Origin of the sequence: Vibrio sonorensis, assembly GCF_001854765.1 — a bacterium.
Classification (GTDB): domain Bacteria; phylum Pseudomonadota; class Gammaproteobacteria; order Enterobacterales; family Vibrionaceae; genus Vibrio; species Vibrio sonorensis.
In genome coordinates this window covers 143,105-153,990 of record NZ_LJJE01000063.1, presented here as the reverse complement: position 1 = coordinate 153,990, position 10,886 = coordinate 143,105, and the positions used below count along the sequence as shown (strand labels likewise).

Annotated in this window: 12 protein-coding genes; 2 read left to right on the top strand and 10 right to left on the bottom strand. The window is 43.9% G+C overall.

Annotation, left to right across the window (positions count from 1 at the left end):
* Nucleotides 1-46 precede the first annotated feature (46 nt).
* The 9 genes from BLO31_RS10955 to BLO31_RS10920 all read right to left on the bottom strand — a co-directional run bounded on the left by BLO31_RS10955 (nucleotide 47) and on the right by BLO31_RS10920 (nucleotide 7,989).
* Entirely contained in the window at nucleotides 47-514 is a 468-nt protein-coding gene (locus tag BLO31_RS10955; protein ID WP_070965975.1) for a DM13 domain-containing protein, read from the bottom strand.
* Between the two features lie 70 nt (nucleotides 515-584).
* Nucleotides 585-1,820, bottom strand: a complete 1,236-nt coding sequence (pepT, locus tag BLO31_RS10950; protein ID WP_070965971.1) for a peptidase T — start codon at nucleotides 1,818-1,820, stop codon at nucleotides 585-587.
* Between the two features lie 100 nt (nucleotides 1,821-1,920).
* On the bottom strand, nucleotides 1,921-2,370 hold the full coding sequence (locus BLO31_RS10945) for a DUF3429 domain-containing protein (protein ID WP_070965967.1): 450 nt from the start codon (nucleotides 2,368-2,370) through the stop codon (nucleotides 1,921-1,923).
* Nucleotides 2,371-2,457: 87 nt separating this feature from the next.
* Nucleotides 2,458-3,666: a NupC/NupG family nucleoside CNT transporter gene (locus BLO31_RS10940; RefSeq protein ID WP_070965964.1), complete on the bottom strand. Its 1,209-nt coding sequence runs from the start codon at nucleotides 3,664-3,666 to the stop codon at nucleotides 2,458-2,460.
* Nucleotides 3,667-4,148: 482 nt separating this feature from the next.
* Complete coding sequence (locus BLO31_RS10935) at nucleotides 4,149-5,024, bottom strand: DMT family transporter (RefSeq protein ID WP_070965959.1); 876 nt, start codon at nucleotides 5,022-5,024, stop codon at nucleotides 4,149-4,151.
* Between the two features lie 13 nt (nucleotides 5,025-5,037).
* On the bottom strand, nucleotides 5,038-5,733 hold the full coding sequence (locus BLO31_RS10930) for an ABC transporter ATP-binding protein (RefSeq protein ID WP_245688475.1): 696 nt from the start codon (nucleotides 5,731-5,733) through the stop codon (nucleotides 5,038-5,040).
* Nucleotides 5,734-5,809: 76 nt separating this feature from the next.
* Entirely contained in the window at nucleotides 5,810-6,877 is a 1,068-nt protein-coding gene (locus BLO31_RS10925; RefSeq protein ID WP_070965956.1) for a FecCD family ABC transporter permease, read from the bottom strand.
* A gap of 3 nt (nucleotides 6,878-6,880) precedes the next feature.
* Entirely contained in the window at nucleotides 6,881-7,015 is a 135-nt protein-coding gene (locus BLO31_RS24880) for a hypothetical protein (protein ID WP_281182260.1), read from the bottom strand.
* Nucleotides 7,003-7,989 carry an ABC transporter substrate-binding protein gene (locus BLO31_RS10920; protein WP_245688474.1) on the bottom strand — a complete coding sequence of 329 codons (987 nt, stop codon included), beginning with the start codon at nucleotides 7,987-7,989 and terminating at the stop codon, nucleotides 7,003-7,005. The genes BLO31_RS24880 and BLO31_RS10920 overlap by 13 nt, the downstream gene beginning before the upstream one ends.
* Before the next feature lie 402 nt (nucleotides 7,990-8,391).
* On the opposite strand from BLO31_RS10920, the gene BLO31_RS10915 reads away from it, so the two are divergent.
* Both BLO31_RS10915 and BLO31_RS10910 read left to right on the top strand, forming a co-directional pair.
* Nucleotides 8,392-8,838, top strand: coding sequence for an exoribonuclease R (locus tag BLO31_RS10915; protein WP_070965953.1), 447 nt, complete (start codon nucleotides 8,392-8,394; stop codon nucleotides 8,836-8,838).
* 86 nt (nucleotides 8,839-8,924) lie between these two features.
* Nucleotides 8,925-9,809 (top strand): hypothetical protein, encoded by an 885-nt coding sequence (locus tag BLO31_RS10910; RefSeq protein ID WP_070966652.1) that lies wholly within the window; start codon nucleotides 8,925-8,927, stop codon nucleotides 9,807-9,809.
* Nucleotides 9,810-9,881: 72 nt separating this feature from the next.
* Here the strand turns inward: BLO31_RS10910 and BLO31_RS10905 are convergent, their stop codons facing one another.
* Entirely contained in the window at nucleotides 9,882-10,823 is a 942-nt protein-coding gene (locus BLO31_RS10905) for an NADP-dependent oxidoreductase (RefSeq protein ID WP_070965949.1), read from the bottom strand.
* Between the last annotated feature and the right edge of the window lie 63 nt (nucleotides 10,824-10,886).

The following is a 10,886-nucleotide window of genomic DNA, read 5'->3' as shown; positions in this document are numbered from 1 at the left end:
AATTTTTTCCAAAATGAAACAAAGTGTGTCAATAAGAGTGTTTGAACTATTTGTATCTAGCGGATGTAATAAATTGTTCGAAGGTCTCACACCATACAATTACGGTATTAAATTCTTCGATATCAACATCATGAGGTAGAGTTAGCGTAAACCGATCAAAGGTTTTTACATCGCCAACGTATGTCATTTGGGCTTTATTAGATAAGAATTCTGATTCGGTTTCGATAAACCGATTGGAGAGGTACAGTTTGTAGTCTGGTCCCGGCGCCAGTTCGCCGACAAAAACAATGGTATCGGCACTGACTGCGACTGAGCCTTCACCCCAATGTAAGAAATCACTGTCTTGACGGCTGCGCTCAAAATTACCGCTATAGCTGGCTTTCTGTATCGCGCTTTCCACCAATGCCATAGGTGGCGCGTCAGGTTGAATGAGAATGGGGAGTAAATACACCCCAAGAGAAAACCCCGCGATCCCCACCAGAGCGTGGGAGATCAGCAATAATATCCATTTCATTAGCCGACCCTATGTAATCAATTACACTCATCAATGTACACTATGACTCATAGGATCGCAGTAGTTTAAGTTAACAGTTATGATGACTTGTTGCGGTTTTTGCTGCTAATGTGACCAGCGTTCGTACGGCAAAATCCATTCCTTGGACAGTGATAAACTCATGAATTCCATGGAAGTTATACCCGCCAGTGAACACATTTGGGCACGGAAGCCCCATAAAAGAGAGACGTGCTCCATCGGTTCCACCGCGAATTGGTTTGATATTTGGCTCTACTCCAACTGTTTTCATTGCCGCTTGAGCTAACTCAATAATGTGGGTATGCGGTTCAACCATCTCTTTCATGTTTCGATAGCTGTCGTTGAAGTGCAGCTCAATGCGATCTTTGTCTCCGGTTTGGTTAAGCTTATTTACCAGTTGATTCATTACCGCCTTGCGGTTTTCAAGCCCTTCTTGATCAAAGTCTCTTAAAATATAATGTAGAGTACTTTTAGCTACACTCATCTCCGCGTTGCTCAAATGATAAAAACCTTCGTACCCCTCAGTGTGTTCCGGAGTCTCTAGTTCTGGCATCATCAACTGAAACTTCGCTGCCAAGTTCATCGAGTTAACCATCTTACCTTTGGCACTGCCGGGGTGCACATTGACACCGTGGAAAATTACTTCAGCACTCGCGGCATTAAAGTTTTCATATTCCAACTCGCCAATCGGCCCACCATCTACGGTGTAAGCCCACTCAGCGCCAAATTTTTCCACATCAAACTTGTCTGCACCGCGACCAATCTCTTCATCCGGTGTAAAGCCAATGCAAATATCTCCATGTGGAATATCAGGATTAGCTTGCAGGTATTCAACCGCAGAGAGGATCTCAGCAATTCCCGCTTTGTTATCTGCACCTAACAGCGTATTACCATCAGTGGTAATAATGTCGTGTCCATGCAGTTTGTGTAGATCAGGATAATAGATAGGAGACAATACTTGGTCACCTTTACCCAGAGCGATATCTCCACCTTGGTAATTTTCCACAATCTGCGGCACGACATTTTTGCCACTCGCATCTGGAGAAGTATCCATGTGGGCAATAAGCCCGATGGCGGGTACGGGGTAATCCACGTTAGAAGGTAGCTTAGCCATCAGATAGCCATTCTCATCGAGAGAAACATCTGACAGTTTCATCTCTTCAAGTTCGGCTTGAAGGGCTTTAGCAAAAACCATTTGTCCCGGTGAACTTGGGCAGTGGTCACTTTTAGGGTTTGATTTGGTATCAAAAGTTACATATCGTAAAAAACGTTCAACTACAGTATTCATGCGTACTCTCACTTTAGAAAACAACCCGAAATGGGTTCTTAATCAGCACATAGCTAATAGTACGCTCACAAAATCAGTGAATATTGCTGTAAATCAGGTTTTATGCAATCAAAACCAGTCCATGCATAATCATAACGCCAAGAGTGAGTTTTCCGCGCATTTCACTGTAACCCGCAGGTTTTTCCTCGTGTTCACTTTGACGTATGGTTTTTTCTGCAAACCACACTGCCAAGTACCCAAATGACAACATGACAATAGCACTGAAATAACTGCCCTCTTTCGTCAGTAACACTCCCCAAGCAATCAGTGCAAAAAGATTACTTAATATTAAAGCGTTACGACTCAACTTATGACTAAAGTGGTCAATCGCATTTCCCCACAAAACGCCGGATAAAAAACTCAAAATCACCGCGCTATAAGCGGTAAACATTTTGTGCCCACTAAGTTCAAATAACCGAACATCAAAAACAATCAGTATCAGACAGAAAACAAAGGGGATCAGCCCTAAATATCCTAAATGAACCATGGTGTCTTTCGCTGTAGCACTCATATCTACTCCTTTAGATGGCTAATACCTAAAGTGTAGTGACAAAAAAAGCCCAGTGTTGAACTGGGCTTAAACTTTCTATTTCGGCTACTACAAAAGAATAAAGATCCCCGCCAAACAGGCACTCATCAAGTTAGCCAGCGTACCAGTAATTACTGCTTTAATACCCAAACTCGCCACTTCTGAACGTCGCTCCGGAGCGATAACACCAATAGAGCCCAATTGGATCGCGATAGAACCAATGTTGGCAAAGCCACACAATGCAAAGGTAACTAGCACTTGAGTATGCTCTGAAAGCAATGCTTTGTTTTCGACAAAATCGATAAAGGCCACAAACTCGTTAAGCACGACTTTTTGTCCGATGTAGGAGCCTGCCATCAAAATCTCGTTTGCCGGAACACCAATCAACCACGCTAGCGGTGAGAACAGATAACCAAATAGACGCTGCAATGTAACACCATCAAAACCAGCAAATGAGCCTAAGCTTTCAAGGCCAGTGTTTACCATGGCAATAACACTGACAAAGGCGATAAGCATAGTACCAACGGCAACCGCGACTTTCATGCCATTCATCGCACCACTGGCTAAAGCATCAATCACATTACTTTCACTGGCTGAATCCATTTCGATGTCCGATTGATCGACAGGGGTGCCTGTTTCAGGAACAATGATTTTCGCCATCAATAGGCTTCCCGGTGCCGCCATAAAACTTGCCGCTATAAGGTATTTTAGTTCGACACCTAAGCCGGCATACCCCCCTAAAACGCTACCGGCAACAGAAGCCATACCGCCCGCCATCACTGCAAACAGCTCTGATCGAGTCATCTTAGATAAGAACGGACGCACCAAGAGTGGCGATTCACCTTGTGACAAAAAGATATTTCCCGTAGCGACCAAAGACTCAGCTTTACTCGTACCTAGAAAACGTTGAATAAACCCGCCAATAGAAGAGATGACCTTTTGCATCACCCCTAAGTAATAAAGGGCTGAAATCAAGGCGCTAAAGAAGATGATGATAGGCAGAACTTTGATAGCAAATACAAAGCCATTGTTAGCAAGGTCACCAAACAGAAAACCGATGCCTTGGTCGGCAAAGCCTAACAGACTAGATACGCCGGAGCTCAAGCCACTAAGGGCCGCTTGCCCCAAAGGAAAATACAATACAAGCGCAGCAAAGCTAACTTGCAACAACAAAGCCCGAGAAACAGTTTTCCAATTGATGGATTGACGGCTCTCAGACAGTAAAACAGCACATAACAGTAAAACTGCTACCCCGATTAGACTAAATAGTACATTCATTAAATTGAACCTTTACAAGCAGTGAACTAACAGCTGGTCCGGTCCGTGGGGTCATTCACATATCCTTGTGACGGCTTGTATTGGCAGAGCAGTTACGCTTAACCGGGCGGAAAGTATAACCATCAAAATTTGATTTTCATCACATTTATTTAGGCAAACGTTCGCGCGGTTAAAGCGTAAACAGTTGGGTGCGCAGCAACTGATATTTATACTTTTAAGAAAGTGAATCCAGTTGCACTAAATTACTGAACCCATATCACATATATGCAATGAAATGAGTAATTTTTAATCGATTAATTTGTAGGGATAAAATTGCACTACTATGGTTTGATTATCCAATAAACGTACTACCTTGAGTTCCCTAACAACGTCAGAGATTTAACAAACACAACAACCATCTTACGCCCCTTAGTACTGTGGGGCTTTTTTTTGCTTATCGCCTTGCTCTGTTGAATGATAACGCACAACACTGCGATGGATTGCTAAGTACTTGCGGATTGCTCTTTCGATTCTGCTGGTTGTTTTGATTGCCCTTTCCACGACAAGGTAATGCAGGCCACAACAATAATAGCGCCACCCAGCAAGGTTATCCAATCAGGGATTTCGTGCCAGAATATGACTCCCCACAAAATGTTAAATGCCAAACCGATATAGCGGATAACCGCTACTACCGCCGCATTTTCATGAGTAAAGGCTTTGGTAAGGAAAATCTGTCCAATAAGGGAGACGACACCAATGCCAATTAAATATACCCATTCAATTTGTTGTGGAACGACAAAGTCATCTTTCATCAAATAACCAGATACCAACATGGCGATAAAGAGAAAATAAAAAACGATCTCATAGGTATGATGTTTTTTACTCAGATGACGAATGGTAATTGAAGCAGCAGCAGCAAAAAATGCACTTGCAACTCCAGCGAGAGCATAGACGTTAAAGGAGTCATAGTTAAATGGGTTGACCACTAATGCCACTCCACACAACACCACTGGGAGCAGTAACATCGCCTTTTTAGGTAATGTTTCCCCTAAAACCAAACTAGAGAGCACTAATACAAAAAATGGCGATAGATAAACTAGAATTGCGGCATCGGCTAACGGAATGTGTGCAATGGTAAACACAAATGCCAGCAAATAAGCAGAACCAAACAAACCACGGGCAATAAGCAGCGGAATACCTTTTGTCGAGAAACTGACTTTGCTGTGCCACATTAATGCCAAAATGAGAAAGCTGCCAATTGCGCTTCTAAAAAAGACGATTTCAGCACTCGGTATCGTAAGACTTGCCGCTTTGATCAGGGCGTTCATCACACTGAATATCAATGCGGAAAAAATGGCAAGCACCACTCCATTGTTCATAAACAACAACCTATTATAGAGACTCAGACGCGAGTGTTCTGACGGGCGTCACATGTGTATGCCCGTGGATACAACAGCCCACATCTACATGAACTTGATAAATCTGCGATAGTTTATCTGAGTCGAGAACTTCATCGGGGTGACCGCTGTACTTAATCACTCCACCATCCAATAACACTAAGTGCTCACAATAACGCGCGGCAAGCGACAGGTCGTGAAGCACCGCTATGGTAATCGTGTTGTGTTGCTTTGTGTATTGACGCGCGAGATCAAGAACTTCAACTTGATGCTTTAGATCCAGAGCACTGGTTGGCTCATCTAATAGCAATACTTCTGGTTTCGACACTAACGCTTGTGCTAGCGAAACCAGTTGTTGCTGACCGCCACTTAACTGGGAAAATTGACGGCGAGCGAGATGCAGCAGTCCTAAGTCTGACAAAATAGAAACCGCTTTTTCTTCTTGCTCAGAGGTGATATTCCAGCTCAATTGGTGAACCAAACCCAGCAAGACAAACTCGATAACCTTTAACTGGCTTGACGATTTATTTAGCTGACAGAGATAAGAAAAACCTTTAGACGGAATGCTAAGACCGTCTTGTCCCTGGCTAATGACCTTACCTTGGTGCGGCAGAATACCCATTATTGATTTGAGCAAGGTGGTTTTTCCGGCCCCGTTGGGGCCCAAAATAGCGGAAAACTCGCCACCCAAAAAACGTGCTTCAACGTTGTTGAGAACAGACTTACCACGAAGCTGACAGCCAAATTTTCTATTGAGAGTGATTTCATCAGTTAAACCTGCGGCTTACCAGTAAATAAAGGAGAAATGGAACGCCAACCAAAGAAGTAACAATACCAATCGGAATGATGGTACCCGGTATAATTAGCTTGGCGACCAGTGACGAGGCACATAACAGTAGAGCTCCCATCAAGCTCGCCAAGGGTAAGTAAAACCTTTGGTCTTCACCGACTAACATTCTTGCGAAATGAGGGGCGACTAGGCCTATAAAGCCAATTGTACCAACAAAAGAAACCGCACCCGCCGTTAACAGCGAACACAAAAGAAACATTTGTAATCTCAGTCGGCTGGTATTGATACCCAATGCCTGAGCACGTTCCTCACCGGATGACAGCGCTGTGAGAGCCCATACCTTAGGTAAAGCCAATGTCAAACCCACTAGTAAAATTACACCAGAGACAAAAAACGACAACCAACTGGCTTTTAACAAGCTACCAAATAGCCAAAAAACAATTTGTTGAAGTACCTCTGGCGAGGCTAAATACTGAGCAAGTGATTGCAAAGCTTGAAAGAAAAACAGCACCACAATACCCGCTAAGATAAGAACCTTGGCATCCATATTGCGGCTGCGGCCAATGGCATAAATAGCCATACTGGCAAGCCCAGAAGTGACAAACGCCGCCGCTGGAACGCCCAACCAAGCAAGGCCAAATAGAGAAAAACCTGATAAAAGGGCCACCGAAGCACCAAAACCCGCTGCAGCAGATACCCCAAGTGTGTATGGGCTAGCCAATGGGTTTGCAAGTAAAGTCTGCATTAAACCACCAGCCAGACCAAGAGAGGCTCCCACAACAAGACAAGTTAATGTCACGGGCAGTCTTAAATCCCAGACAATAGTCGTCGCTAAACTGTCTCCTGAAGGGCCGTTAATCAAAGCTTCTACAACTTGACTGACCCCGATCCAAGAAGAGCCCGTACCTATATCAAACAGAACCGAAATACACACCAATAGTAAAGTGAGTAACAAAACTCTGGTGCGTTGTTGCTGCAATTGCTGATAGAGACTGCCTGAATCACCAGACTTAGACGGCAACTCTTCCGTGACCGAGGTATTCATGGCTTATCCTTCAACTTTGATCATGAACGTGCCTTCTAGCTCTTGTGGCATGTAGTTCTTGAAGAAGTTTTGATGTGACTGTTTAGGGTCGATATCTTTGAATGCTTCTGGGTAAACCGATTTAGCTAGATATTGCAAAAATACGTGGTCGTAAATGGTACGTGTTCCAGAGTGATACATGCCATAGACATCGCCATTTTTAACGGCAGTAAGTTGCTTCCAACCCGCACGGCTAGATAAGGTTTGTATCTGTCCTGAGCTTGCTCTAGCGTTGTGCCATAGCCAAGCAGCGCACTGTCACCATGTTTCACCCAGTGAGCACCGGAAACAAAAATCACTTCTGGGTCTTTGCTTAGTACATATTCTGGCGTTAAGTGTGCAGAGCCTTTGAATTTGCCAGTAGCGATGTTATCTGCACCAGCCATATTGAGGATGTTACCCCACATGGTGGTTGTGTAAGACTTGCCATATTCATTAGGGCCAGCGTTACCAATTTCGACATAAACGCGGCGAGCATCGTGGTTTTTCAGATAAGTAGCGACGCGTTGTTTTACATCGTTCACGGTGTTTTCGTACTCAGTGGCAATGGCCTCGGCACGTTCATCAGTGCCCATCACTTTGCCGATAACTCGGGTACTTGCTACATGTTTTTCTAGTGTTTGGGCGTTAAAGTCAACAACGACAACCTTGATACCGCTCTTTTCTAGAATCGCAACTTTGTCGCCAAGAGATTTAAACTGCCACGCGGCAACCAAGGCAACGTCTGGTTTTGTTGCGAGTAGTTTTTCGAAATCAAACGTGCCCATGTAAATCGAACCAGAGTCGACGATGGTTTCTAGCTCAGGAATAATCTTGCTATAAGTGGCCCACTGAGATTGGCGATAATCCTTCCATGAGTGTCTTGGGAAGATCGCGACTTTTTGATATGCATCTGGCCCTGCGATGGCTAAGTAGTCTTCAAAATAAAACCCTAGAAAAATTCGTTCAGCTGGCTTTTCTAACTGAATGTCTCTTCCGATGACATCTTTGAACTGAATATCCGCATAGGCATGTGAAATACTTGCCAGCGCTAATGCACCTAATCCTATTATTTTTAATAACTTATTCTTCATTTCTATCTCCAACCGACAATTACAATTTGTTACCTTATAACATAACAACGCGGCCGTATTTTATAGAAACGAGATTGATTATCAATACTACATCAAGAATATTTAACCATCAGGTATGCGCTATTGCATTGAAAAATGCTGTTGAAGTGGTACATTTCGGGCACTGCAAAGGTAGTAGCTATATAAAACAGATATGTATTCGCACAGTGGAATTGTAATGTAATCATATCGTTAGCGGCCAGTTTTGGTTTTCTGCTTCCTAATTTTCATTCACGCTTTTTAATTTATTCCAGCCACACTGGTATTGATTGAACGAATCATTACAATGTCGCTATTACAAAAATGTTTTTCTTTAAATGAATTGCACCGACCAATATGAGCAATAGCTAGCGCGGAATCACTATGCAAACCGACTACTCTCTAACCTGTTTACAAACCATGCCTCGCGAAGAGTTACAAACCTTAAGCATGCGCCTTATTCAACGCCTCGTCCCACAGCAACACCTTGAAGAGCTGTTTACCTTTGAATCTGAAGAAGTGGCAGATGATGAAAAAGCATTTGCAGCGAGAATGGACGCCAATTTAAGGCTGACAGCTATCGCTTTAGATACGATTAAAACGGCATTTGCAGATTCGGAAAATGCTGAGCAAAATCAACAGCGAATGGCGCGTCTACTCCTGTGGCACTTTTACGCCATCGCGTTTAATCTAGAAAGTGCGATTTCATTAGAGCAGCACTGCGAGTTGGCTGAAAAGCTAGTTACTAATCCGGCTGGCGATATCTATGGATGGATGAACAAGCTAACCAGTTTGTTACACCAATACTCCGATTTGGCCCAAAATCAATAAGTTGTAACCTATAAACGGAGACAAATACCAAGGTGACTTTCAAGGGATCTTCTTATTGGATTTTAGTTAGCATAGCCTGTACTCCACTGGTATTTGCAGCCGATGTTCCTATTGAGGAAGACCCTTGCCATAGCCGTCAGCAAGAAGCCAGATTAGTCGATAACGCCTACCACTATTTAAACACCAAATTTTGCCAGCCCGCGTTGTGGTTTGACGGCTTCTTTGTCGAAGAACGAGCCGATCAAGATAGTCGCGCTGGAACGATTGTCCGATGGTATAACGATTACTCACTCACCGAAGGAAAAGGGTATGAGTATTCCACCAAACTAAAAGCACGTCTGCACTTACCCGGCTTGACCAAGCGTTTAAAGTTAGTATTCGAATCGGATGAAGAAGAAAGCGTTGGCGACTTGTTCCCATCCACCACTGACGAAACTGAAAACACCCTTGGCCTGCGCTACGATTGGATTTATAAAGCTCGTACTAGCCTTAACTTTCGCGTCACAGCAAGACCGGGGATTGAGGCTCGATATCGCTATTCCTATCCAGTTAGCGACAACACGGTATTACAGCTCACTCAGAAGCTTTATCGAAAACGCTCAGTCAATGGGAGTTACACACAAATAGACGTCGATTATTCCGTCACGCCAAACGTGCTTTTTCGCTGGTCAAACTTCGGCACCTATGAAGATGACATCAGTGGCTGGGAACTCGGCAGTGGCGTAACCTTCTATCAATACCTGTCCGACAAACAGGCGCTAAACTATCGAGCCAGCACCTCAGGGACAAATCGCCCTTATCATCACATCACGCAGAACCACCTATCTGTCACTTACCGTCAAAATTTTCTTAGAAAGTGGCTGTTTTATGAAGTGACCCCAGAATACAACTGGTATCGCGAAGTTTATAAAGATAAATGGAACGAAGCCAAGTTCACCTTCAGGCTTGAAGTACTGTTTGAAAACTTGTAATGCCCAAAAAAGGCAAACCAACGATTCGTGAGAGTACACGAAGCCAGTTTGCCATTCACAAGGCGTAACACCTTAGAACTTTCTTAACGGATCGATAGAAAGAACGATTTTACCTACAGCTAAATACTGCTCACTCCGTTGGTGGGCGTACTTTACAAGATCCAGTGGAAGAACCGTGTCGATAGGAACAATCAATTGCTTGCGATTGTACAGCTCGACCACTTTTTCAAGTTGCTCTTTACTGTTGCTCACCCACATTCTTTCAAAATTGATAGCGTGTTTTGTCGCTTCGCCTTCTGGTAACTCGTTCAAGGTTGAAATAACCCATCCTCCACCCTTGGTTGCAACTAGAGATTGCTTGATAATTTCGTCATTCCCTATTGCCACAAGTGTTGCGTCTACACTCTGATTTACTTGCCAACTTTTGTCCTCGTACGCGTATACCAAGTCCGCACCCCAGCCTTTGACTAACTCGTGTTTTGGTTTTGAGGCGGTCGCAATGACTCTAACCCCTAGCGCTTTTGCAATTTGAACAGCAAACGCACCAACCGCACCGGATGCATTGTGGATCAACATAGTGTCACCGCTGGAAACTTCCATCTGCTCTATCGCTTGATACGCTGTTACCGAGGCGAGAGGTAATCCAGCCGCTTCTATAAAGCTCATATCTTTGGGCTTTTTGATGACCAACTCTGAACTCGTCGCAACGTATTCTGCATTCGTACCCTGTTCACTCACTGGAGTAAACGCCAATACAGAATCCCCTTTTTGCAAACCTTCAACTTCACTCCCCACCTGCTCCACTACCCCAGACACATCCCAGCCCAACACCAATGGCAGAGTATGTATTCCACTGTCTTTCGCCATACCGTTGCGAACGTGAAAATCAACAGGGTTAATCGCGGATGCCACCACTTTGATCAATACCTGATGCGGTTGAATTGTAGGTTTGGCAAGCTCGCCAACCACCAACTGTGATGAGTCTCCATACTCCTTGATAAATGCAGCCTTCATATAGTTCTCCTCTTGGATTTCTTTTTTTAACAGTGACTAAGTGATAAATGCATTATGTTTCAC

Coding starts and splice junctions, on each gene's coding strand:
- BLO31_RS10955 (WP_070965975.1), bottom strand. CDS start 514: ATGAAATGGATATTATTGCTGATCTCCCACGCTCTGGTGGGGATCGCG.
- pepT (WP_070965971.1), bottom strand. CDS start 1,820: ATGAATACTGTAGTTGAACGTTTTTTACGATATGTAACTTTTGATACC.
- BLO31_RS10945 (WP_070965967.1), bottom strand. CDS start 2,370: ATGAGTGCTACAGCGAAAGACACCATGGTTCATTTAGGATATTTAGGG.
- BLO31_RS10940 (WP_070965964.1), bottom strand. CDS start 3,666: ATGAATGTACTATTTAGTCTAATCGGGGTAGCAGTTTTACTGTTATGT.
- BLO31_RS10935 (WP_070965959.1), bottom strand. CDS start 5,024: ATGAACAATGGAGTGGTGCTTGCCATTTTTTCCGCATTGATATTCAGT.
- BLO31_RS10925 (WP_070965956.1), bottom strand. CDS start 6,877: ATGAATACCTCGGTCACGGAAGAGTTGCCGTCTAAGTCTGGTGATTCA.
- BLO31_RS10920 (WP_245688474.1), bottom strand. CDS start 7,989: ATGAAGAATAAGTTATTAAAAATAATAGGATTAGGTGCATTAGCGCTG.
- BLO31_RS10915 (WP_070965953.1), top strand. CDS start 8,392: ATGCAAACCGACTACTCTCTAACCTGTTTACAAACCATGCCTCGCGAA.
- BLO31_RS10905 (WP_070965949.1), bottom strand. CDS start 10,823: ATGAAGGCTGCATTTATCAAGGAGTATGGAGACTCATCACAGTTGGTG.